This window comes from Methylomicrobium agile, assembly GCF_000733855.1.
GTDB lineage: Bacteria > Pseudomonadota > Gammaproteobacteria > Methylococcales > Methylomonadaceae > Methylomicrobium > Methylomicrobium agile.
On record NZ_JPOJ01000001.1, the window covers coordinates 3,542,403 to 3,565,102 of the forward strand.

The 22,700-nt window shown below is 57.7% G+C and carries 19 protein-coding genes; 7 read left to right on the forward strand and 12 right to left on the reverse strand.

Annotated features, from left to right (window positions below; all coding sequences use genetic code 11):
* The first annotated feature begins 44 nt into the window (after window positions 1-44).
* Complete coding sequence (gene recJ, locus CC94_RS0116590) at window positions 45-1,787, forward strand: single-stranded-DNA-specific exonuclease RecJ (protein WP_005371676.1); 1,743 nt, start codon at window positions 45-47, stop codon at window positions 1,785-1,787.
* 200 nt (window positions 1,788-1,987) lie between these two features.
* Window positions 1,988-5,137 (forward strand): sensor domain-containing protein, encoded by a 3,150-nt coding sequence (locus CC94_RS22510; protein ID WP_051911527.1) that lies wholly within the window; start codon window positions 1,988-1,990, stop codon window positions 5,135-5,137.
* 21 nt (window positions 5,138-5,158) lie between these two features.
* Here the strand turns inward: CC94_RS22510 and CC94_RS0116600 are convergent, their stop codons facing one another.
* The 5 genes from CC94_RS0116600 to CC94_RS0116620 all read right to left on the reverse strand — a co-directional run bounded on the left by CC94_RS0116600 (window position 5,159) and on the right by CC94_RS0116620 (window position 9,402).
* Entirely contained in the window at window positions 5,159-5,932 is a 774-nt protein-coding gene (locus CC94_RS0116600) for an alpha/beta fold hydrolase (protein ID WP_005371679.1), read from the reverse strand.
* On the reverse strand, window positions 5,925-6,941 hold the full coding sequence (locus CC94_RS0116605) for a M14 family zinc carboxypeptidase (RefSeq protein ID WP_031431609.1): 1,017 nt from the start codon (window positions 6,939-6,941) through the stop codon (window positions 5,925-5,927). Before CC94_RS0116605 ends, CC94_RS0116600 begins: the two co-directional genes overlap by 8 nt.
* Before the next feature lie 152 nt (window positions 6,942-7,093).
* Window positions 7,094-7,927: a lysophospholipid acyltransferase family protein gene (locus CC94_RS0116610; protein WP_031431610.1), complete on the reverse strand. Its 834-nt coding sequence runs from the start codon at window positions 7,925-7,927 to the stop codon at window positions 7,094-7,096.
* A complete protein-coding gene (locus CC94_RS0116615; RefSeq protein WP_031431611.1) occupies window positions 7,899-8,690 on the reverse strand; it encodes a GNAT family N-acetyltransferase in 792 nt (263 codons plus the stop codon). Before CC94_RS0116615 ends, CC94_RS0116610 begins: the two co-directional genes overlap by 29 nt.
* A 262-nt stretch (window positions 8,691-8,952) precedes the next feature.
* Window positions 8,953-9,402, reverse strand: a complete 450-nt coding sequence (locus tag CC94_RS0116620) for a CBS domain-containing protein (protein WP_031431612.1) — start codon at window positions 9,400-9,402, stop codon at window positions 8,953-8,955.
* 442 nt (window positions 9,403-9,844) lie between these two features.
* On the opposite strand from CC94_RS0116620, the gene CC94_RS25110 reads away from it, so the two are divergent.
* A complete protein-coding gene (locus tag CC94_RS25110) occupies window positions 9,845-9,976 on the forward strand; it encodes a hypothetical protein (RefSeq protein WP_005371692.1) in 132 nt (43 codons plus the stop codon).
* A gap of 149 nt (window positions 9,977-10,125) precedes the next feature.
* Window positions 10,126-11,343 (forward strand): glucose-1-phosphate adenylyltransferase, encoded by a 1,218-nt coding sequence (glgC, locus tag CC94_RS0116625; RefSeq protein WP_005371693.1) that lies wholly within the window; start codon window positions 10,126-10,128, stop codon window positions 11,341-11,343.
* Window positions 11,344-11,431: 88 nt separating this feature from the next.
* Here the strand turns inward: glgC and CC94_RS0116630 are convergent, their stop codons facing one another.
* A complete protein-coding gene (locus tag CC94_RS0116630) occupies window positions 11,432-11,860 on the reverse strand; it encodes a hypothetical protein (protein ID WP_005371695.1) in 429 nt (142 codons plus the stop codon).
* A gap of 124 nt (window positions 11,861-11,984) precedes the next feature.
* Here CC94_RS0116630 and CC94_RS0116635 point away from each other — a divergent pair, with 124 nt between their 5' ends.
* Complete coding sequence (locus tag CC94_RS0116635) at window positions 11,985-13,724, forward strand: GTPase domain-containing protein (protein ID WP_005371697.1); 1,740 nt, start codon at window positions 11,985-11,987, stop codon at window positions 13,722-13,724.
* Window positions 13,705-15,327 carry a GTPase gene (locus CC94_RS0116640; RefSeq protein WP_005371699.1) on the forward strand — a complete coding sequence of 541 codons (1,623 nt, stop codon included), beginning with the start codon at window positions 13,705-13,707 and terminating at the stop codon, window positions 15,325-15,327. Before CC94_RS0116635 ends, CC94_RS0116640 begins: the two co-directional genes overlap by 20 nt.
* A gap of 62 nt (window positions 15,328-15,389) precedes the next feature.
* Here CC94_RS0116640 and CC94_RS0116645 read toward each other — a convergent pair whose 3' ends face one another.
* The 6 genes from CC94_RS0116645 to CC94_RS0116670 all read right to left on the reverse strand — a co-directional run bounded on the left by CC94_RS0116645 (window position 15,390) and on the right by CC94_RS0116670 (window position 22,101).
* Complete coding sequence (locus CC94_RS0116645) at window positions 15,390-16,661, reverse strand: MgtC/SapB family protein (protein WP_005371701.1); 1,272 nt, start codon at window positions 16,659-16,661, stop codon at window positions 15,390-15,392.
* Window positions 16,662-16,673: 12 nt separating this feature from the next.
* Window positions 16,674-17,621, reverse strand: coding sequence for an LOG family protein (locus CC94_RS0116650; RefSeq protein ID WP_005371702.1), 948 nt, complete (start codon window positions 17,619-17,621; stop codon window positions 16,674-16,676).
* Between the two features lie 64 nt (window positions 17,622-17,685).
* A complete protein-coding gene (gene def / locus CC94_RS0116655; RefSeq protein ID WP_005371703.1) occupies window positions 17,686-18,210 on the reverse strand; it encodes a peptide deformylase in 525 nt (174 codons plus the stop codon).
* An 85-nt stretch (window positions 18,211-18,295) separates the two neighbouring features.
* A complete protein-coding gene (gene ppk1 / locus CC94_RS0116660; protein WP_005371704.1) occupies window positions 18,296-20,389 on the reverse strand; it encodes a polyphosphate kinase 1 in 2,094 nt (697 codons plus the stop codon).
* A gap of 22 nt (window positions 20,390-20,411) precedes the next feature.
* On the reverse strand, window positions 20,412-21,068 hold the full coding sequence (locus CC94_RS0116665; protein ID WP_005371705.1) for a class I SAM-dependent methyltransferase: 657 nt from the start codon (window positions 21,066-21,068) through the stop codon (window positions 20,412-20,414).
* A 118-nt stretch (window positions 21,069-21,186) separates the two neighbouring features.
* A complete protein-coding gene (locus CC94_RS0116670) occupies window positions 21,187-22,101 on the reverse strand; it encodes a 1-aminocyclopropane-1-carboxylate deaminase/D-cysteine desulfhydrase (RefSeq protein WP_031431613.1) in 915 nt (304 codons plus the stop codon).
* Between the two features lie 59 nt (window positions 22,102-22,160).
* Between CC94_RS0116670 and CC94_RS21750 the strand changes: the two genes are divergently transcribed.
* Entirely contained in the window at window positions 22,161-22,694 is a 534-nt protein-coding gene (locus tag CC94_RS21750; protein ID WP_005371707.1) for a DUF4231 domain-containing protein, read from the forward strand.
* Window positions 22,695-22,700 lie beyond the last annotated feature (6 nt).

Consider the following 22,700-nt stretch of genomic DNA (forward strand, 5'->3'; position numbering starts at 1 on the left):
CTCATCTTTATCAGCTCTGAAAGCGACTTAATTTCCCCCCGCGCATGTACCCTCAAGGCGTCAAAAAAATCATTACTTCCCGGCCATTGGTTCAACCGCATCTGCCTATGGACGGCCTGCATCCGATATTGGAGCGCATCTTTTTGGCGCGGGGCGTCGCCTCGCCCGACGATCTGGACCGTTCGCTGGCCAAATTGCCGCCGCCCTGGCTTTTGTCGGGCATTGAGAAGATGGTGGAGCAGCTGATCACGGCGCTGGAACAGGACCAAAAAATCGTGATCGTGGCCGATTTCGACGCGGACGGCGCGACCAGCTGCGCGGTGGCGATCAAGGGCCTGCAACTGTTCGGCGCCCGGCGCGTCGGCTTCGTGGTGCCCAACCGCTTCGAGTACGGCTATGGATTGACGCCCGAGATCGTCGAGCTGGTCAAGCGGAGACAGCCCGACCTGATCCTTACGGTCGATAACGGCATTTCCAGCATCGACGGAGTCCTGGCGGCGAAACAGGCCGGCATCAAGGTGCTGGTCACCGATCATCATTTGCCGGGGAGCGAGCTGCCGGCCGCCGAGGCGATCGTGAATCCGAACCTGCCCGATGACAAATTTCCGAGCCGCGCGCTGGCCGGGGTCGGGGTCATGTTTTATTGCCTGTTGGCGCTCAGAAGCCGGCTCCGGGAAACCGGCTGGTTTCAGGCCAAGGGATTGCCCGACCCGAATCTCGGCCAGTTGCTCGATTATGTGGCGCTGGGAACGGTTGCCGATGTAGTCGAGCTGGACCGGATCAACCGGATATTGGTGCATCAAGGGTTGCTCAGGATTCGGATGGGCAAGGCGCATCCCGGTATTCAGGCGTTGGTCGACGTTTCCGGCCGCAAACCGGCCACGCTCCAGGCCGCCGATCTGGGGTTCGCGCTCGGGCCGCGTTTGAATGCGGCCGGCCGCCTGGACGATATGACGCTGGGGATTCAGTGCCTGCTCAGCGACGATCCGGAGGAAGCCAGGCAGATGGCCCTGCAGCTGGACGACCTGAACAACGGCCGCAAGGAAATCGAAGGCCAGATGAAGCACGAGGCGCTGACGCTGCTGAAAGAGATGCGGGCGCTCGACGAGCGCCATTTGCCTGCCGGCGTGTGCCTGTTCGACCCCAATTGGCATCAGGGCGTGATCGGGATTCTGGCGTCCCGGATCAAGGACCGCCTGCACCGGCCGGTCATCGCGTTCGCGCCGGCAGGCAAGGATCAGATCAAAGGCTCGGCCCGCTCGATTCCGGGGGTGCATATCCGCGACGTGCTCAGCGACATCGCGGCCGCGCATCCGAAGTTGCTCAGCAAATTCGGCGGCCACGCGATGGCGGCCGGAATGAGTATTGCGATGCACGATTATCCGCCGTTCGCGCTGGCGTTCGATGAAATGGTGCGTAAACGCCTGGACGAGGTCGATCTGGAGCAGAAAGTGCTTTCGGACGGCGAACTTAGCGAACAGGAAATGACGGTCGAATTCGCCGAACTGCTGCAGAACGCCGCGACCTGGGGACAGGGCTTTCCGGAACCGGTTTTCCAGGGCGAGTTCGAGGTCGTACAGGCTAGCATCGTCGGCCAGAAGCATCTGAAGCTGGTGTTGAGAAACGCCAATGGCCTATTGATCGATGCGATCGCGTTTTTTATCGATCACCCCGAACGATGGCTCGGCCTTCGCGCCTGCCGGGCGGCCTACAAGCTCGACATCAACGAATTCAGGAGCAACCGCAATGTGCAGTTGATCGTGCAGTATCTCGAAAAAACGTTGTAACCCTTTGAAGGCTGTCCGGTACTGTTGCGGGAGCGGGGTAAACGAAAAGCCGGAGATGGAAGATTTTTGTAAAAAAGTCCGAATTTGAGCCAACGTCTTGAAAAGCTGGCTATACTGAGTCGGACATTCACCGCCTGACGACCTTTGATCATAGCCTCTTGCCGGTTCGGCACGGCCTATGTCCCGCTTACCCGTAGAAGATGATCCAAATCATTGCGCCCAGCTTGTATGTTCTCTCCGGCCTCTGCATTTATGCCGGTCTGATTCATTTTTCCGTGGGTTTCAGCCGGCCCTTCAATGCCGCTCAGATCGCATTCGGCTCGGCGAGTTGGGTCGTATCGCTGGTCGCCTTATTTGAATGCCGGTCGTTAAAAGCCGAAAATCTCGATGAATGCATTACGGCTCTCAAATGGAGCCTCGGTCTCAGCATCGTATTTTTCATGATTTTCCTTTGGTTTATCGCGCTCTTTTCCAACAGCCGGCCGCTGCGATTTCTGAAAGGGTTGACCCTGCTCTACGTTTTATTGTTATGGGTGAATGTAAGCCAGCCTTTCGGTTTGTTATACGACCGGATCGAGGGTTTCAAAACTTTGCATTCGAGATGGGGAGAAGCGGTTGCCCTGGTGGTAGGTCAGCCGGGGCGATGGTTTTATTTCGGCATGGTTACGGTGATGGCGAGCTTTGGCTATGTGCTGCATGCGCTGAGCGATTTTTACCGTCATAGCGGACATCGCAATCTCTTGGGTATGATCGCCGCCGTCGGCTTTTTCATGATGTTCCTGACCGAAGGGCTTATGGTGAGGTTGTTCGCCATCGATTTTGTCCCTTTGCGGTCTTATGGCTATTTGGGCCTGATGATTGCGATGAGCCTGATTCTCAACCGCGAATATTCACAACATTTGAAAGAAAATGAAAAGAGGCTGCGCGGGCTTTACGAGTTGTCGCCGCTCGGCATCGCCCTGACCGACATGAAGGGCCGTTTTATCGAATTCAACGAAGCTTTTCGCCGCATGTGCGGTTATTCGGCGGACGAACTCAAGAACCTGGATTACTGGGCGCTGACGCCGCCGGAATACGAATCGCAGGAAGCGGAGCAGTTGGAGTCGCTGTTCCGCGTCGGCTACTACGGACCGTACGAGAAAGAATACCGGAATAAAAACGGCCAGCGCATTCCTCTCCGTCTAAACGGCATGCTGGTATCCGGGCCTCATGGGCAGCGCTATATCTGGTCGATTACGGAGGACATCTCCCAATGGCGTCAAGCCTTAAAAGCTTTAAGCGAAAGCGAAGAGCGCTATCGGCTCATCGTCGAGACCAGCAATGAGGGCATTTGCTCGATCGACCGGCGTTTTCGCATCGTTCTCGTCAACTCGGCCATGACTTCGATGCTGGGTTATGCGCCCGAACAGATGCTCGGACGGCTGTTGGAGGAATTTGTTTTTGAGGCGGACATTCCGCATTTTCGGCGCGAAATGCGGCAAAGAAGCCAAGGAGAAAGCACCTATTACGAGCTGCGGCTACGCCGCCGGGACAGTAAAGTCCGTTGGTGTTCGATTGCCGGTTCCGCATTGACGGACAGCGACGGCAACTTTGCCGGCGCATTCGCCATGTTCACCGATATCACGGACCGCAGACTCGCCGCCGAAGAGATGGAGCTCGCCACTCTGGTATATCAAGCCAGCAGCCAAGCGATGATGGTAACCGACGCGGATAACCGCATCATTACCGTCAACCCCGCCTTCACCGAAATTACGGGCTACGGCTTCGAGGAGGTTTTGGGTAAACAGCCGGACTTTCTCTTTTCGGTTTCCCATGACGGCACTTTCGCTCGGGAGATGGATGGGGCGATTTCCATTTCCGGCAAATGGCAAGGAGAGGTCTGGAGCCGCCGCAAGGGGGGTGAAATCTATCCTGCGCGGTTGATCGCCGATACGATTTGCCGGGATGAAGGTTCGACGTACCGCCGGGTAGCGCTGTTTTCCGACATTACCGAAGAGAAAAAGAGCGAAGAGCTTATCTGGCGCCAGGCCAATTTCGATTTTTTGACGAATCTGCCGAACCGGCGAATGGTCCATGATCGGTTGATGGAAGAAATCAAGCGGGCGCGCCGGGATAACAGGCGATTTGCGGTGCTGTTGATCGATCTGGACCGTTTCAAAGACGTCAACGATACGTTGGGGCACGAGGTCGGCGATTCGCTGCTTCAGGAAGCGGCGGAGCGTATGGCCGAATGCGTGCGGGAATCCGACATTACCGGGCGTCTGGGCGGGGATGAATTCATCATCGTTCTGGACGATTTGCAGGATGTCGGCAATGTCGGCCGGGTTGCCAATGGTCTTCTCGATAAACTGGCGATGCCTTACCGGCTGAAGAACGAGTTGGCCTATGTTTCGGCCAGTATCGGCATCACTTTCTATCCCGACGATGCCCGGGACATTACGACGTTGCTTAAAAACGCCGACCAAGCCATGTATGCGGCCAAACGCCAAGGACGCAATCGTTTTCATTATTACACGCCGGCCATGCAGGAGGTGTCCAATGCCCGCATGCGGTTGACCAACGACCTGTACAGCGCCTTGGCAAACGATCAGTTTATTTTGCACTACCAACCCATCGTGGATTTGGAAACCGGCCTTATTCAGAAGGCCGAGGCGCTGATTCGCTGGCAGCATCCCCAGAGGGGACTGGTGAGTCCGTCCGACTTTATACCGATTGCCGAAGACACCGGCCAGATCATCGGAATAGGCAATTGGGTGTGCCGCCAGGCGGCTGCCCAAGTGGCGCGGTGGCGCGCCATCCATTATCCGGCGTTTCAGGTCAGCGTCAACATGTCTCCCGCCCAATTCAGGGCGAATGCCGACAGCCGGGTCCCTTGCTTCAATGCTTTGGCGGAAGCCGATTTGCCGGGCCAAAGTATCGTTGTCGAAATCACCGAGAATCTGCTGATGGAAGCCCGGGAGGAAATCAGCAGCCAATTGCTGGTCTTCAGGGACATGGGGATACAGGTGGCGCTGGATGACTTTGGGACAGGCTATTCGTCGCTTTCCTATCTGAAAAAGTTCGATATCGATTATCTCAAGATCGACCAGTCCTTCGTGCGCAATCTCGCTTCCGGGGCCAGCGATCTGGCGCTTTGCGAAGCGATGATCGGCATGGCTCACAAGTTGGGCATTCAGGTGATCGCCGAAGGCATCGAAACTCAAGACCAGTACGCGATACTCAAAAAGATGGGCTGCGATTACGGGCAGGGCTACTTTTTTTCGAAACCCCTTCCCGCCGATCGGTTCGAGGCCCTGTTAGCGAAGCATCCGGCATTATGCCCGGCCGTTTCGGAGCCGACGATTTCGTAAATCGCCGTGCTTTGGCGTTTTTCAGCGCGCCGCGTTTTTGATCCAGGCACGGATTTCCGCCACCACCCAGCCGCTGTCGTCGACCGTCAAGTCATGCCCGCCCCAGGGATGGGTATGGAATTCGAGCTGCCATTTGCGGGCAATGGCTTCGGAGCACTGCGGATCGACCAGTCGATCGCCGCGGCTGTTCAATAGCAAGATCGGCGGCTTCGGCTTGATGTCTCCGGGGCAATAAGTCGCGGCCGCCATCAACTGGCGGAAAGCGGTTCCGGCGCCGACCGGGCGCGCTTTTTGAATCGCGATCCAGTCGGCGGCGGTTTGCGGATAGCGGTCTTCGCGGTTGCTGAGCAATTCGAGCAGCGCCGGTTCTCTTTTTTCGACATCCCGATTCCCGGCCGCGGCGAACAGTCTGCCGTAATTTTGCCAGCGCAGGCGCCGGTAAAAAGGGCTCAAACCGCCCAGGCTGGTACTGATCAGGATCCCGCCGCCGATTTCCTGAGGATGCGTGAGCATCCACTCCCAGGCGACCATGCCGCCCAGCGAAACGGCGATCAACACGGCCGGTTCATTGAGAGAATTCTGTTCGAGCGCCTGCATTCGGACTTTTTCCAGAATGCCGCGGATCGAGGCCGGCGAAGTTTCTCGAAATAAAAGGCCTGCGCCGGGCAAATCGAGCAAAGTCAGTCGTGCGTTCGGAAACGCGGCCTGCAACTGCGGCACGAAATCCCCCCAGTGCGCCGATTCGCGGGTCAGGCCGCGCAGCAAAATGAAAGGGGGGGCAGTCGGTTCAGGCATACCACAGCTCCATCGCTTTCCGGGTGTATTGGTGTTTTTGCCGTTCGCCCAGGGCTGTCCAGCCCGCTGGGTAGAGCAGGCTGCGATGCAGGAAATCGAACAGCAGGAAGTGACGCCGATAGATGCGCTGCTGGCGGTGCGGCAGGATCGGATGGAACAGGCCGTGGCGCGAAAACAGATGCAAAGGGTTTTTGCGCAGCCAGAGCCAGGACCCCATTTCGAGCGTCAGCGGCAGAAACAGCCGCGCTTCCTGTGCCTGTTCGGCGAAGCGGTCGAACAGATAATCCCATAAATCGCCGTTGATCAGGTATTCGGTGCAGGTCGGTTCGATTTTGTAAATATGGTAAGGGTAGCAGCGGTCGAGGTTTTCCTTTAGCGCCAGCATTTCGGCCAAATGGCCGAACGGGGTCTTGCGCGAAGCATAGGGAAACCATAAGCGGTCACGAATGCCGAAACCCGAATGAAGATCCAGCGCGATCGATAGCTTCGAGTCGAACAAGTGTTTTTCGACCACGCGGCACAAGGCCAGCGCTTCCTTCTCCATTTCGAGTTCGCTGCCGCGGTACCAGGGAAGGCGGGGGCTGATGCGCTGTCCGCAATACAGCCGGGTGGCGCCTTCGGCTTCGACAGGCGCGTTGCGCATCAGATCGACGCCGTTGCCGTTCGCTCGCGTGCCGAGATACACGCCGACCGGATTGACTAGAGGCATGAAGACCAGGCGCGATTTCTGCAGTCGTGCGGCGAATTCTTCGTCCCAGTCGAGCAGGCCGGTGATCGTTTGGATGAATGACAGGATCACTTCCGAGCCGATTTTTTCGAGGCCGTGCACGCCGCCGAAAAATGCCAGCGCCGGCGCCTCCGGCCGGTTCGAACCGAGCGTGATGCAGTGAATCGGGAATTGGTGCCCCTCGTAAGGAATGCGCTCGACGATTTCGCACTGCGCGCGGTTGCCGAGTCGTTCGATGAGGCGTTCGAGCCTGTCGAGTTCCGGTAAGACAAAATCCGCCATCCAATTATCGTTATTTCCGTGATGAATTAAGCGCTGTTCCGCCGTTGAGGCGGGTGCGGGGTGAGATGCGGCCGATTGTACTCAATCTTTTCCGGGAAAGACAGCAGGTTAGGCTTCGGGCGAATTACTTTCGGTTACAAGACCTGCCAGGTCTATGATTCCTGAAGAGAAGCCGCTAAGCCGTCAATTTGCCTTCTGATTTTCCGGCTTGCGGGAGTTAAAACGCCGACAGGCTCATCGGCCCGCAAAGCTTCCCGGATCAGGCTTCTGGCTTCGCGGCTGATGCCGTTGCGGGTTTTGTCTTCGCTCTCGATCGCCGGCAGAAAATCGAGTTTGACGTCGATTTTGTCGAGCGCCAGCATTTTGAACAAATGCGTGACGAATGTTTCGTCGCCGATGAACGGCGCGCTTTCCCCGGCGGCGTTCAAATAACGGATGGCCGCGGGCTGGATCGCGGCACGGGTCAGCAGGGCGGGTTGAAACAGCGACGCGTGAAAATCCAGGACTTCGCTGCCGTCGGTGGTCGTGCCCTCCGGAAAAACCAGCATATTGCCGTTCCGGCGCAATTGCCAGGCCATTTTTTCGGCGGTCTGCAGGATCTGCTTCCTGTCGCCCCGGCGGATAAACACGGTGCCGGCCTGCCGCGACAGATAGCCGATGACCGGCCAGCCGGCGATGTCGTCCTTGGCGGCGAAACAACCGGGCACATGCCCGCCCAGGACGATGATGTCCAGCCAGGAGACGTGGTTGCTGACGACCAGCACCGGGTGCCTGGCAAGGCTGCCGCTCCTGTCGACCCGCAGGTTCAGGATGCGGCCGAACCGCTGCAGCCAGCGGAGTTTGACCGCATCCCTGATTTGTCTGGCTCCGGCGGGTGGGCGAACCAGCCCGATGACCGGAAACAGGCCTGCGGCGATCAGAAAGCCGGCCGTAAACAGCAGCATGAGCCCGGCCGCTTTAGAGTAGAGCCGAAGTTTCGCTTTCATTGGCGCTCTGGCCGTTTCTCAGATAGTGCTTGCTGTAACGCTGCTCCAGCTGTTCGAGCGGCAGCAGCATCAGCAGATCCATGCAGTTGAAGCTTTCGTCCCAAAACGGTTCGGCGCAGACCAAAGCGCCGAAACGCAGATAGGCTTTCAGCAGCGGCGGAATGCCCGACTCGTCGCGCCGGCAGCGCAAACGCGCCGGCACCGGGACGGCCGGGACGGTTTTCAAGGCTGCCGGCGCGATATTTTTCCGGTCGATATGCCGAAAGACCGCATCCACCGCATATCCGCTCGGGCCCGGCGTGATGCTGGCGCAGCCCAGCAGATAGCGATAACCGCCTTCGCTCGCATACTGCGCGAGCGCCGACCACAGGGTCGTCAGCACCGCGCCGCCGCGATAATCGGGATCGACGCAGGTACGGCCGATTTCGAGGAACCGGCCGGGCAGCGCCAGAATCGGGCTCAGGTCGAATTCATCCTGAGAATAAAAGCGGCCGAGCGATTGCGCTTGTTCATGATTCAACAGGCGCGTATAGCCGGCGATCTTGTTTTTCTGGTTGTCGTAAACGATCAGGTGATCGCAGTACGCATCGATTTCGTCATAATCCAGTTCTTCGGCGGCGGACTTGAGCCGGGCGCCCATTTCCCGCGCGAAAACGCGGTAGCGAAGTGCTTGCGCGGCTTTGATCATCGCTTCCGAGTCCGCAATGAAACTGCTGAAGCGTTTGGCGGCGGGTTGGCAAGTCTCCTGATCGAGATTTTTCATCGGCTTTGCTCTAGCTATTAAAAGATGCCGATAAATTACGGGAGCGAGATGTCAGTTACGTGTCGGAAACGTTAACGCTACGTGACGGGCGGATGACACTTCGATGACAGAAGAAGCGAAAACAAAACAAAGAACTGGATTCGCCCGCTGTTGAAGCCGTTATTTTGGGGGTATCCGGATTAACCGCACGCAAACTTTCGGCAGCCCCGGAAAGCGGGCCGGTTTTGCTCAGAAAATTTTGAAAGGAAAACGTAGGGGCGTGTCAATATCGATACTGCTTTTCCTGTGCCTGTTCCTTGCCGATCAACCCGGCCGCGGCCTGTAACTGTTCAGCGATCAACCCGATCAGATCGTCGGCAGCAAAGATGCCCACGAGAACGCCGCTTTTATCGACGACCGGCAGCCGTCTGACGCCTTTTTGACGCATCGATCGAATCGCGTCGAGCAGGTCGTCGTCCTCCTGCGCCAGCACCAGTTCGCGGCACATCAGATCGCCTACCGTGACCGCATCGATCGCGAGTTCTTTCGCGATCACTTCGATGACGATATCCCTGTCCGTCACGATCCCGACCGGATAGCGCAAGCCGTTGCGTTCTTCCACTATAATCACATCGCCGGCATGATATTGACGCATCAGTACGGCGGCATTGAAGATCGTGTCGTCTTTATACGCCACCAGAACTTCGCGATTGCATAAGGTTTTAAGCGTCATAATGAAAATCCGATTTTGAGTGGGGAACGGTAATAATTGACTCTAAAGGGCGCGTTTGATTCAAAGCCGAAGTTATTTGCCGTTGCGGCAGGACGAATCGTTTGCGGTATTGCGGCCCGTTTCGCGCTTCAAATGTTTTGGGTGAACTATTCCGAAAGAGCGGATAACTAAAAAATAAGGAAATTTTGAAGCAGGCGGTCCGGAGGGGGCATCCGCCGGATTTAAAACCCGTGCAGCGGCGCACTGATATTATCCCGCTTCACAAGGGAGAATCACCATTTTGGTGCCGAAGCGCCGGGCGGTTTGAACGGCTTTGAAATGCTTTCGGTTCGTGAGGTTAAATCAAGCCGGTAACCGAAATGGCATGGTTAATGCTTGATATCCTTAGGGTGAAGAATGCTTTCTCGGCATTCTTCTGTTTTTAACTACGAAGGAGATTGAGATGGCTGCTTTTGTATTTTTGTGCCTGTTTTTGGTGCTGATGGAAGTGTATCGGCGTGAACTGGCAACATGTCAGAAAAGCGTATCAATGGCTCGCTGCCGTCCGCTGCGGAAACGCGGCGATCACGGTTGATTTTTAGTTTCGGAAACAGGGCTGTTTCCGCACCTCCAGCCTCCTTGCCAAGTTTCGCTTGAAGTTTGGTAAGGAGAAAAGTTGGGTGTATTTGAATAAAGCTTACGTGTTCGTATTAGGCAGGTAGGTTTTGGTTGAAAGGACATTTCATGCTCGACAAGACCCTGTCCATTATTCTGGCCGGCGGCGCCGGTTCCAGACTCCACCCCTTGACCGCCGAACGGGCCAAGCCGAGCGTGCCTTTCGGCGGCAAATACCGGATCATCGATTTCACCTTGTCGAACTGTCTGCATTCTGGACTGCGGCGCATTCTGGTGCTGACGCAATACAAATCTCATTCCCTGCAAAAGCATCTGCGCGACGGGTGGTCGATTTTCAATCCGGAGGTTTCGGAGTATATCACCCCGGTGCCGCCGCAGATGCGCACCGGTAATTCCTGGTACGCGGGCACCGCCGATGCGATCATGCAAAACCTGTATCTGCTCGAACGCAGCCATGCCGCTTATGTGCTGGTGCTGTCGGGGGATCATATTTACCGGATGGATTACGCCGCCCTGCTGCATTTTCACCAGGAGCAGGGCGCGGAACTGACGATTGCCTGCATGCGGGTGCCGCTGGAGGAAGCCCGCGGTTTCGGCGTCATGTCGGTCGATCCGTCTCAGCGCGTCGTGGAGTTTCGGGAGAAACCCGCCAATCCCCAGGCGCTGCCCGACGATTCGCAACATGCGCTGGTTTCGATGGGGATCTATGTATTCGATATGGATTTGCTCTGCCGGGAGTTGAAATTCGATCACGAGCTTGCCGAATCGCGCCATGATTTCGGCAAGGACATCATTCCGCGCCTGATCGGCCGGCAACGCGTCTTCGCCTACCGTTTCGGCGGCGAGAAGGGGCGGGTGACGCCCGACCGTTACTGGCGCGATGTCGGCACGGTCGATTCATATTACACGGCGAATATGGATTTGCTGCTGCCGGTGCCGCCGATCAACCTGTATCAGCGCGATTGGCCGATACGGACCTATCCCGGCCAATATCCCCCGGCCAGGATGGCGCCCGGTCACTCGGGCCGCCCCGGTCAATTCGATAATTCGCTGATTTGCGGCGGAGCGGTGATCATGGGCGGCACGGTCAGGCATTCCATTCTCTCGGCGCAGGTTCGCGTCGATGACGATGCGCGGGTCGAGGATTCGATCCTGTTCAAGGGCGTGCAGGTCGGCGCCGGCGCGGTGCTGAAGCGCTGCATCATCGACAAGTATGTAAGCGTACCGTCCGGCGAGAAAATCGGCATCGATCCGGTGGCCGATGCGGTGCGTTTCACGGTTTCGGAAAGCGGGGTGACGGTGGTGCCGAAAGGCTACCGTTTTTGACCCGGGACCGGTTCAGGCCGTGGCGGGGAAGGGGAAGGACGGACCGGTATGAAACGGTCCATCCGGAACAGGCATTTTTCGTTCTCGGCTAACGCGGCAAATTGTAAAGCACGTCGTTCGCTTTATCTTTGGCGTCTTCCTTTTTGATCGCGCCTTGTTGCGATCTTTCCTGGCTGAACTTGTTGATCATGTCCTCCCAGCTCGAATAGTGCTCATAGCCCTTGAAGCCGGCATTCTTCCGCTGCTGGTAGATCTCTTGGCCCATATCGATGATTTCCAGCGGGGTTTTGCCGTCGACCGCATTCAAAAATTCGGAATCGGCCTTTTGCGCGTCGCGAATGGTCCAGAAGGAGACTTCGAATTCGATGCGCTTCTCGGCCGGCAGCCGTTCCTTCAATACTTTGACGGACTTATACGCGGTCCGGATATTGTGCCCGTTGACTTTGTCGCTTCTGCCGCAGGCGGACAAAAGGATACAACTCAGAATAAAAATCAGGAATAGGGAAATTTTTTTCATTAGGCTGCCTCGATGGAATGACGGATCGGTGTTAAGGGTATTGGCTTTTTATTGTTTATTAATAACGCCTGATCTTCAAAAAACTCGGTAAAATGATCGGCAATTATAACCCATGCAACCCCTTATGCTGGAATTTATCCAATTACTGAAGCAGCGTTACCAGACGATTTTACAGCAGGCTCCTCTCGAATCCGCCAAGGCGGTCTACCGGCAGCGCATCGATCAGCTGCTGCTGGCGGAAGCTTTTTTACGCAAAGGCGCGCTGATCGATTCCAAGCCGTTGCCGCCGCTGCAGATTGCCGTGGTAGGGCCGACGCAGGCGGGCAAGAGCACGCTGGTGAACGTGCTGCTTCAGTCCGGCGCCGCCGGAGTGAGCCCCCTGGCGGGCTATACGGTGCATCCGCAAGGCTTTTGCCACCGGGTCGGGCGCGAGGATTGCAGCGGCTTGCAGCGCTACTTCGGGCGTTTTCAGCAACTGCTGCCCGCGCAATTGAGCAAAGACCGGCACGATTGCTTTGCGCTGTCCGAACCGGGAGCGCATTCTTCGCTACTGCCCGAATGCGTATTGTGGGATACGCCCGATTTCGACTCGATCGATTCGTCGACCTACCGCGAAGGTGTCATCCGGACCATGGCGCTGGCCGATGTGATCGTGCTGGTGATCAGCAAGGAAAAATACGCGGACCAGTCGGTCTGGGACATGATGTCCGTCCTGGAAGCCTTACGCCAGCCGACCGTGATCTGCCTGAACAAGCTCAGCGAGGGCTCGGAAGCGCTGATCGTGCATTCCTTGAAGGAAAAATGGCTGCTGGCCCGCAAGGACGAATTTCCGGAAGTCGTGCCGCTGTACTATGACAAGCCATCGGGCCTGCCGGTCTGGCCGGAGGCCAAGCCGTCGCTGCTGCCGCGGCTCGCCGCTCGGGTTTCCTACAAGAAGCATGCCCGCTACGAGCAGGAATTGCTCCAGTATTACTGGCCGCAATGGCTGGAGCCCGTTGTGCAGGAGCATCAGGCGCTGAGAGATTGGCATCAGTTGCTCGATCAAACGATCAAACAGGCGCTGGACCATTATCAGCGCGACTATCTGAACCATCCGCATCACTACGAAACCTTTCAGGTCGCGATGGCCGAACTGCTCGCCCTGCTCGAAATCCCCGGCTTGGCGGGCATATTGGCCGGCACGCGCCGGGCATTGACCTGGCCGGTCAGGCAGTTGATGAAGCTCGGCCGCAAGAAGGCTTCGCTGACCGGCACCAGCCACGAAGTCGCGCTGCTGCACCAGATCGCCGAGCACGCCTTGCTGCAGATGACCGACAACCTGCGCGACAAGGCCGAGGAGCATCAGCAGCGCCTGTGGTGGAAGGATATGGGCGCGCTTCTGCGCGGCCGGCGCCAGGAGCTGTTGGCCGGGTTCGACGGCGCGGTCAAACATTACCACCAGACTTTCCAGCAGGATGTCGAAAGCGCCGCGCACCGTTTGTACCGCAAACTGCAGGAGCAGCCTTTGCTACTGAACAGCCTGCGCGCGACCCGGGCAACGACCGATGCGGCGGTGATCGCGTTGACCTTGCATACCGGCGGGATCGGGGTGCACGATCTGGTGATCGCTCCGTCGATGCTGACGGTGACCTCGCTGCTGGCCGAAAGCGCGATCGGCAGTTACATGCACAGCGTCGAGGCCGATCTGAAAAAAAACCAGTTGAACCAGGTCAGACAGGTGCTGTTCGTCGAGGCGCTGCGCGACAAATTGGCGGCTTTGCCGCAGCAATTGTCCGCCCTGGCGCATTTCAACATTACGCCCGAGCAATTACAGGAAGCGGAAAACCATCTGAAGGAAAAACGTCATGGCTTACGATTACTCTGATTTGGCGGATCATACCCGCCAGTGGGCCGCACAAGCGGCGGAGGTGGGCTGGATCGATCGGGACATGCCGGAACAGGAAAGCCTTCCGCGGACCGGTACGCCGAGCGCCCTGTTCGGCCAAGGGCAGGGCCGGCCGTTGCTGGTGGCGTTCATGGGCGGTACCGGCGTCGGCAAGAGTTCGCTGTTGAACCGGCTGGCCGGCAAGGCGATTGCCAGAACCGGCATTGAACGGCCGACTTCGCGCGAGGTGACCCTGTATCACCACCGTTCGGTCGCGCTCCGGCATTTGCCCGAGCATCTGCCGATCGCCAGCGTGAAGACCGCGCCGCACGACGACGAGGCGAAACGGCATATTATCTGGATCGACATGCCCGATTTCGACAGCATCGACCAGGCCAACCGGCATCTGGTGCTGGAATGGCTGCCGCATATCGACGTACTGATCTATGTGGTCAGTCCGGAACGCTACCGCGACGAGAAGGCCTGGCGGCTGCTGTTGGCGGAAGGGGCGCGGCACGCCTGGCTGTTCGTATTGAATCAATGGGACCGCGGCCAACCGGAACAATTCGAGGACTTCAAACGCCAGTTGAGCAAGGCCGGTTTCGTCGACCCGATCGTTTTCAAGACGATCTGCGCGGAAGACGGGCAGGAAGACGAATTCAGCGCCTTGGCAAAGATGCTCACCGATCTGGCCAACGAGCATACCGTGCAGCAGCTCGAACAGCGCGGGCTTAAGGTCCGCCTCGACGAGCTCCGCTGCGCGCTGGAACAATACCGGCAGGCTTTGGCCGGCGATGCGGCATTCAAGGAGCTCTCTCCGCTTTGGCAGCAGCAATGGCAGCGTACCGGGCAGTTGCTGCTGGAAGGCTTCGCCTGGCCGGTCAGGCAATTGGCCGATTATTATGCGGAACATGCGGTCGGCTTGCTGACCCATCCGGCGACCGGAAAATATCCTTCGACTCAGGCCGATGCGCTGCTATGGGACGCTTGGGCGAAAGCCCGGTTCGACGATGCCCTCGACGAGTTCGTGCTGCAGGCCGAGCAGCGCGGCATTCCGGCGCAGCCGCTCAAGCGGCAACTGGCTCCGCTTCGCGAAAAAGCGCCGAAAATCATCGAAACCCAAAGCGAACTGGCGGTGAGACAATCTCTCGCCAATCCCGGCAACACTCTGCAGCGGACTTTGCTGAGCGGGGCGCGCATCGCCGAAATCCTGCTGCCGCTGGCGGCCCTGAGCTGGGTCGGTTATCAGGTGTTTACCGGTTACGAGTACAGCAACGAAACCCATCTGGCGTACCTGGGCGTCGATTTTCTGATTCACAGCAGCCTGGTGGTCGCGATCAGCTGGCTGACGCCCTGGTTCATCGCCAGAAAACTGAAGCCTTCGCTGCAGGCCAGCGCACTGCGCGGCTTGCAAAAAGGCCTGGCGCAGGCGTTTGCGTCGATCGGTTCCGAAGCCTTGGCGGCGATCGATCGGATGAAAGATTTGCATGCCGAACAGCAAAGGCAGGTCGCCGATCTGCTTGGCCACTGCGCCGCACTCGAAAGCCGGCAGCAGACCACGATCGACAGCAGCAGTCCGCTGCAACGGATGTTGATTCGTTAAGCCGAGATTGATTACGTTCGATTGCTCACCGCTTCGGCGTGAGCGGGCGGGCGAGAATCGGATCAAACGATCAACGCGTATGCATACGCGATGGATGCCAAAAACAGAAGAATCAGCCAGACGGCTCCGAAGCGTACCGAAGCGTTGCGCGCGAAGAATATCGCATAGGCGGCTTTCAAGAGATTGTTGCTGCCGCTGGCCAATACGACCGCGGCAACGATTGCCGATTCGGAAACCTGAAATTTTCCGCTCAACAACGACAGGATGAACGGATAGATATCCGTCAATCCCACCGCAATCGCCAGGAAATTCAGCCCGGAGCGCCCGAAATGGCTGATCACGTATTGGGTGACGAAGGTAAACACCATGAACAGCGCCGCAAACAGAACGGCGGTGGAAAGTTCCAGCGGGTGGCCGACATCGACCGTATCCGCTTCGGAGGGGCATTCGTTTTTATAATGGACCAACGCCGCCACGGCGATCACCGACAGCACGATGATCGGGAGGAAAGGCAACAGCAGCCGGAGGCCCGCATGCAGGTCGAACAGAAAAATAATCGCCAGCAGGCGCAGGTACATCATCGTGGTGGCGGTGATCAATGCGGCCGAGACATAGCTTTCGGCTCCCGGCAAATTGCGTGCGCGCCGGCCGATCATGATGGTGGCGACCGTACTCGAATACAGCCCGGCCAATACGGCCGTAATCATCAGGCCGCGGCTTTTATAAAAATAACTGTGGATCAGATAGCTGAGATACGAAAAGCCGGAAACGATGATCACCGCCAGCCAGACTTTGTAATAAGTGACCGGCAGTGCCGGTGCGATCGGCCGATCCGGCAATAAGGGCAGAATCACGCCGGAAATGATCAGGAATTTGGCGAGCGTGACGACTTCGTCGTTCGCGAGCTGATCCGAAAAACGGTGAATGACCGGCTTCGCGCCGAGCATCAGGATCAGCACTACCGCAAACAGCACCAGGAACCAGTTCGGAAAAGTAATCGCGATCGGACCGATCAGATAGATCAGCAGCCCCAGCAGCGGGCTGAAGATCGAAAAGATGCCTTTCGCGGCCAAGTGCCAATAATAAATCAGCAGCGCCGCCCCAAACAGTAGAAATCCCATGGCGAACAGCAGCTTGCCGGAATCGAGCGAAAACAGCATAAAGCCCAGAATCGCAATCAATACAAAGGTCCGGGTGCTGCCGAAATGAAGCTGGTATTGATTGATTTGATGATAGCGGCGAAATTCGAGCCCGACCACGAACGCAAAGGCGACCGTCATCCCGAACTGGATCAGGATGGGGGGAATGGTCGCGATCAGGTCGGCGAATTCCATGGGCTTGGCGCTTTAGAGCAGCGGCTCGCCGTTGACATTGTACCAGTCCAGGATGCTTTGCCAGATTTCCTCGGCGGTTTCCGCATACCAGAACAACTCGCGGTCTTCGGGATCGATCACGCCTTCGCAGATCAGGAAATCGACATTGAACGCTTCCTTCCAGAAGCTCTCGCCTACCAGCACGACCGGCGCCTGCTTGATCTTGCGGGTCTGCATCAGGGTCAGGGTTTCGAACAGTTCGTCGAACGTGCCGTAGCCGCCCGGAAACACGACCAGCGCCTTGGCGCGGAGCAGGAAATGCAGTTTGCGCATCGCGAAATAATGAAAGCGGAAGCACAATTCGGGCGTGATATACGGGTTCGGAAACTGTTCGTAAGGCAGGTTGATGTTCAGGCCGACCGTCAGCGCGCCGCTGTCGTAGGCCCCGCGGTTGGCCGCTTCCATCAGGCCGGGGCCGCCGCCGGTCATGACCACGCAGGCACGGTCGGGCGCCTGCCGCCGCGACTCGCCGACCAGGCGGCCGAATTCGCGCGCAGTATGGTAATAATGGCTTTTCGCGTAAACCCGTTCGGCGACCCGGAGTTTTCCCAGCAGCAAGGGATCGTTGGGCTTGCTTTCGAGCGCGGCTTTCAGGCCGTCCACCTTGCGCTTCGATTCGCCGGGTTCCTTGATACGCGTGCCGCCGAACACCACGATGGTGTTTTCGACGCGGTTTTCCTTGAGCGTCTGCTCCGCTTTTAAAAAATCGACCTGCAAACGAAACGAACGCAGTTCGTCCTGATTCAGAAAGTCGACGTCCTGGTCGGCCTGGCGGTAACTGGCGCTGGACAGGATCTTTTTCAGCCGTAACGGCGCTTCAGGATCTTCTTCGGCGGGTTTGGGGATCTGGAAGGGTAAGGGCTCGGATCGTTCTTCTTTCAGGGGATGGGCGCAGGAAAGGATATTTCTGTTTTGCTTCATGGTTTCCGTAACAAATGGATTTCTCGAATAGGGCCGGTATGTGCCCGAGAAAGCCCATCCGTGCTCAACTGAAGAATTTAAGATACTCGCTTTCGGAAAAAATGTCCCGGTTGTTTTCGACGCGGTCCAGAAAGACCAGGCCGTTCAGATGGTCGAATTCGTGCTGAAAAACGCGGGCGATGAAGTCCTGCAGGCGGATTTGGACCGGATGCCCTTGCTCGTCGGTATAGTCGACCCGGATGTCTTTGAAGCGCGGGACCAGGGCGCGAATTCCGGGAATGCTCAGGCAGCCCTCCCAGCCTTTTTCGATGCTTTCCGAAAGCGTTTCGAAGGAGGGATTGATCATCACGGTCGGTTCCATTAGAGGCGCGTCCGGATAGCGCGGGGTGGGGCGGGAGGCGACGATCACGATGCGCACGGATTCGCCGATCTGCGGCGCGGCGAGACCGACGCCTTGGGTATTGGCCAGCGTCGCTTTCATCGCGGCGATCACGGCGCGGTTTTCGGCGCTGTTCGTTTCAGCGGCGGGCAGGGCCTGGCGCCGCAACACTTCGGCGCCCAGTTGGGCAATTTCTCTTATCCGATTCATAAAATGCCTCTCAGCGTTACGCGGACGAATTCGGGCTTATCGTCCCGGTCGGGGTGAAAAAGGGTCTTTTTTTACTATGGATGGATTAACTCTGCAATTCATTCAACAATTGGATCTGTGCCTGGACGGGATTCTGGTCCTCTATTCGATTCGCGCGCCGGTAATGGCCGTCCGGCTGCATCAGCCAAGCCTCGGTATTATCGGTCAGGTACAGTTCCAGATCGCGCAGAATCCGGTTTTGCAGTTTCTTGCTGCCGATCGGAAAAAACACTTCGACGCGGCGGAACATGTTTCGATTCATCACGTCGGCGCTCGATGCGTAGATTTCCTGGTTGCCGCCGTTCAGAAAGGCGTAGATGCGTTCGTGTTCGAGGAAGCGGCCGATGATCGAGCGCACCTCGATGTTTTCTGAAGCGCCAGGAATGCCGGGCCGCAGGGAGCAGATGCCGCGTACGATCAGTTTGACTTCGACGCCGGCCTGCGAGGCGCGGTATAACGACTGAATCAATATTTCTTCCACGACCGCATTGACCTTGATCACGATTTTCGCCGCTTTGCCTTTCTGCGCAAAAGCGATTTCGCGCTCGATTTTGTCCAGCAGGCCGCTGTGCAGCGTGAACGGCGACTGCAGCAGTTTGTTCAGCTTGGTGACCTTGCCGAGGCTGGTCAGTTGGGCGAAAACCTTGCGGACGTCTTCGCCCAGTTCCTTGTCGCAGGTAAACAAGCCGTAATCGGTGTAGAGCTGGGTCGTCTTCGGATGATAATTGCCGGTGCCTAGATGCACGTAATTGACCAGTTCCTTGCCTTCGCGGCGGAGCACCAGGCACATCTTCGCGTGCGTCTTGTAGCCGACGACGCCGTACACGACATGCACTGCGGCTTCCTGGAGCTTGGCGGCCAGATCGATGTTGGCCTTTTCGTCGAAACGGGCGCGCAGTTCGATCACCACGGTCACTTCCTTGCCGGCCCGGGCCGCCTTGATCAAGGCGTTCACGATCGGCGAGTCGGCGCCGGTCCGATACAGGGTCTGCTTGATCGCCAGCACTTCCGGCGATGCCGCGGCCTGGCGCAGGAATTCGACGACCGGCGCGAACGAGTCGAACGGATGGTGCAGCAGAATGTCCTGTCGGCGGATGGCGGCGAACATGTCCTTGTTGCGCGCGAATTGCGCCGGAACGCTTTGCTTGAACGGCACGAATTTCACGTCGGGACGGTCGACCAGGCGAATGATTTCCTGAAGCCTGTTCAGATTGACCGGACCGTCGACCAGAAACAGGTGCTGCCGGGTCATGTCGAAGCGGGCCAGCAGAAAGGCGACCGTTTCATCGGGGCAATTCGCGTCGATTTCGAGGCGGACCTCGTCGCCGTAGTTGCGCATCGCCAGTTCGCCTTCGACCGCAAGCAGCAGGTCGTCGATCGCATCGTCGTCGACGAAGAAGTCGCTGTTGCGGGTTACCCGGAATTGGTAACAGCCTTTGATGGTCATTCCGTTGAACAGCTGGTCGACGAAGGCGTGGATGATCGACGACAGAAACACGAAATCGTACCGGCCGCTTTGCGTTTCCTCGGCCGGCAGCTGCACGATGCGGGGCAATGCGCGCGGCGCCTGCAAAATCGCGCGGCCGCTGTTGCGCCCGAACGCATCCTTGCCGGTCAGCGAGATGATGAAGTTCAAACTCTTGTTCAGAATGCGCGGAAAAGGATGCGCCGAATCCAGGCCGACCGGCGTCAGGATCGGCAGCACTTCCTCGTTGAAATAATTCTGCAGCCATTTCAGCTGGGTTTCGCTCCAGTCCTTGCGGCGGATGAAGTTGATGTTCTGTGTCTGCAGTTTCGGAATCAGGATCTCGTTCAGCACCTGGTATTGCTCGGTAACCAGTTCGTGCGCCTTGACCGAAATCAGTTCCAGCTGCTCGCCCGGGGTCAGACCGTCGGAACCGGTAACCTTGGGATCGATCGCCGCCATCTGGATTACGGAAGCGACCCGGACTTCGTAAAATTCGTCCAGATTCGAGCAGGAAATGCACAGGTAGTTGAGCCTTTCGAGTAGCGGCACGTCTTCGTTGCGGGCTTGCGCCAGTACCCGCCTGTTGAATTCGAGCAGGCTGGCGTCGCGGTTGATGTAAAATTCCGGCTTTTGCAGGTCGGCGGCGGGGATGACTTCGATGATGGCGTCCATAACTATTTTGAGCGGTTGGCGATTAAGGCATTACGCCTTCGATGAAAACGTGGCGGTCACTGATTGGTTCGATGTTTAGCGGGAGTTCGGCTTTTTTGAGTTGATCCCGGATTTCTTCAAGGGTAAAAGCGGCCAGCAGGGAACGGTAAAAATCGCGCCGTAAAATCTCCGGCTCCCCGGCGGCATGGGCCTCGACCAGCGCCATTGCCGCCTCGAGCGAGGCGGGGCGCAGCAGATCCATCACCGCGATGCGGGTGCCGGGCCGGGCGGCTTTTTTTATCGTTTGCCACAACGCCTGCGGGTCGGGCAAATGGTGCAGCAGGCTGTTGCTGAATATGATCGCATAAAATTGTTCGGGAAATATGACAAAAGGCAGACGTTCGTGGATCAGCCGGATGCGGTTCCCGATGGACGGCGTCCGGATGGCCGCATAATCGAGCATCGCGCGCGAACCGTCGACCGCGTCGATGCGGCACCGTGGAAAGGCCTTGGCGAAACACAGGCCGATGTCGCACGGCCCGCAGCCCAGGTCGAGCGCGATGCCGCTGAATTCCGGGTCGCCGACGAAGGCCCGCAGGCGGTCGACGAATTGCTGGTGCGGGACCGCAAAATCGGCTTCGGCATAGGCCCTGACCTGTTCGGGATCTTCCATCAGCTCGGGTTCCGGTTGTCTATCCATTGCATTCTCTCGTAGTTAACGTGATAGGTGAATTAAGGGAAGAGATGTACCCATGCCGCAGGTGCCGAGGGAAGTGCGCTGCCGGGCCGACTTGGATTGACGGGCGATACTTCCCGTCTTATCCGGCGTTGACGGCGTTAAATCCGCGCCTGCCCTGCAGGCCGCCGGTGTGGACGGCGACGATGCGTTGGCCGGGGGTGAAACAGCCTTTGGCGATCATGTCGTAAAGTCCGTACATCATTTTTCCGGTATAGACCGGTTCGAGCGGAATTTGCTGGGTCAGTTCAAAGCGGTGGATGAATTCGAGCAATTCGCGCGCCGTTTTCGCAAAGCCGCCGAAATGGTAATCGTGAACGATTTGCCAGCGAGGGCAGGGTTTCGGCAGCAGGCTTTCCACATCGGCCGTCAAAAACTCCGCGTGCTTGAGCGCCGCAAAGCCGAGCACGGTTTTTGCGCCGCCGAGGGCGGCGATGCAGCCGGCCAGCGTCGTGCCGGTGCCGCAGGGCAGGCAAAGCGCGTCGAAAGGCATCTCGATTTCTTCGACCAGTTCGGCGACGCCTTTCAGCGCAAGAGGCTGAGCGCCGCCTTCCGGCAGCCAGTATTGGCCGGGCCGGATACCGGGGAGGCTGTCGGGTTTACGGTATTGCCTGAGCTGCCGGTATTCCGACCGCGAAACGAAGCGCAGTTCCATGCCCCAATTGCGGCAGTCCTCGAGGGTCGGCGTCAGCGGCTCCGTCCGCTCGCCGCGGATATGGCCGATCGTCTGCAAACCCAGTCGTTTGCCGGCGTAAGCCAGCGCATGCAGATGATTCGAGTGGGCGCCGCCCATGCTGATCAGGGTGCGGGCTCCGGATGAGAGTGCGTCTTCGAGGATGTGGCTTAACTTCCGCCATTTGTTGCCGGATATGATAGGATGCAGCCTATCGTCCCGCTTGAGCCACAATTCGATCTCCCGGGGCAGATCGGGATCGGCGATACGGACCAGCGGCGAGGGATGAAAGCCGGCTTTCAGAGAGGACAGGGCGGGATGCATCTGGATTTTATCGTAAAATAATAACAATACGCCGGACTTATTTAGCTAGAGAAAAAGCCATGACCGAACAAACGAATGAAGCACGCCCTGTATCGTCCTGGAAGTCGGTGATCGAGAGCCGCAAGGAGAGGGCGGCATACTATTTCGAAAACATTCTCGAAGATCAGCGGAGCTGGTACGAAAGCAAGGCAGGGCAGTATAAATACAAGCATTTGTTTTTCGCAATGGCCGTGATCGTGACGGGCGCGCTGATTTCGGTCATCCAGGTGTTTGCCGATCAATCCTGGACAGCCGGAGCCACTGCCTTGTTAGGCGCGGCCGTCACGGTATTCCGCGCGGTGGATACGCTGCTGCGTCCGAACGAAACCTGGCAGGCTTACCGGAAAGCGGCCGAAGGGATGAAACGGGAATATCGCCTGTACATCAACAATGCCGGCGATTATGCCCCGGTGACCGATGAGGAGGCCGCCTACCGGCTGTTGGTCGAGCGCGTCGAAACGGTGATTGCGGAAGAACAGCAATTATTCTGGCAGTACCGCAACAGTGCCGCCGGCGAAACCGATGATCAACACGCTAAAAATAACGCCGTTTAAAACGAT

Coding starts and splice junctions, on each gene's coding strand:
- def (WP_005371703.1), bottom strand. CDS start 18,210: ATGAATCGGATAAGAGAAATTGCCCAACTGGGCGCCGAAGTGTTGCGG.
- CC94_RS0116630 (WP_005371695.1), bottom strand. CDS start 11,860: ATGAAAAAAATTTCCCTATTCCTGATTTTTATTCTGAGTTGTATCCTT.
- CC94_RS0116620 (WP_031431612.1), bottom strand. CDS start 9,402: ATGACGCTTAAAACCTTATGCAATCGCGAAGTTCTGGTGGCGTATAAA.
- CC94_RS22510 (WP_051911527.1), top strand. CDS start 1,988: ATGATCCAAATCATTGCGCCCAGCTTGTATGTTCTCTCCGGCCTCTGC.
- CC94_RS0116615 (WP_031431611.1), bottom strand. CDS start 8,690: ATGAAAAATCTCGATCAGGAGACTTGCCAACCCGCCGCCAAACGCTTC.
- glgC (WP_005371693.1), top strand. CDS start 10,126: ATGCTCGACAAGACCCTGTCCATTATTCTGGCCGGCGGCGCCGGTTCC.
- CC94_RS0116665 (WP_005371705.1), bottom strand. CDS start 21,068: ATGGATAGACAACCGGAACCCGAGCTGATGGAAGATCCCGAACAGGTC.
- CC94_RS0116650 (WP_005371702.1), bottom strand. CDS start 17,621: ATGAAGCAAAACAGAAATATCCTTTCCTGCGCCCATCCCCTGAAAGAA.
- CC94_RS0116610 (WP_031431610.1), bottom strand. CDS start 7,927: ATGAAAGCGAAACTTCGGCTCTACTCTAAAGCGGCCGGGCTCATGCTG.
- CC94_RS0116600 (WP_005371679.1), bottom strand. CDS start 5,932: ATGCCTGAACCGACTGCCCCCCCTTTCATTTTGCTGCGCGGCCTGACC.
- CC94_RS21750 (WP_005371707.1), top strand. CDS start 22,161: ATGACCGAACAAACGAATGAAGCACGCCCTGTATCGTCCTGGAAGTCG.
- CC94_RS0116635 (WP_005371697.1), top strand. CDS start 11,985: ATGCTGGAATTTATCCAATTACTGAAGCAGCGTTACCAGACGATTTTA.
- CC94_RS0116605 (WP_031431609.1), bottom strand. CDS start 6,941: ATGGCGGATTTTGTCTTACCGGAACTCGACAGGCTCGAACGCCTCATC.
- CC94_RS25110 (WP_005371692.1), top strand. CDS start 9,845: ATGGCTGCTTTTGTATTTTTGTGCCTGTTTTTGGTGCTGATGGAAGTG.
- CC94_RS0116640 (WP_005371699.1), top strand. CDS start 13,705: ATGGCTTACGATTACTCTGATTTGGCGGATCATACCCGCCAGTGGGCC.
- ppk1 (WP_005371704.1), bottom strand. CDS start 20,389: ATGGACGCCATCATCGAAGTCATCCCCGCCGCCGACCTGCAAAAGCCG.
- CC94_RS0116645 (WP_005371701.1), bottom strand. CDS start 16,661: ATGGAATTCGCCGACCTGATCGCGACCATTCCCCCCATCCTGATCCAG.
- recJ (WP_005371676.1), top strand. CDS start 45: ATGTACCCTCAAGGCGTCAAAAAAATCATTACTTCCCGGCCATTGGTT.
- CC94_RS0116670 (WP_031431613.1), bottom strand. CDS start 22,101: ATGCATCCCGCCCTGTCCTCTCTGAAAGCCGGCTTTCATCCCTCGCCG.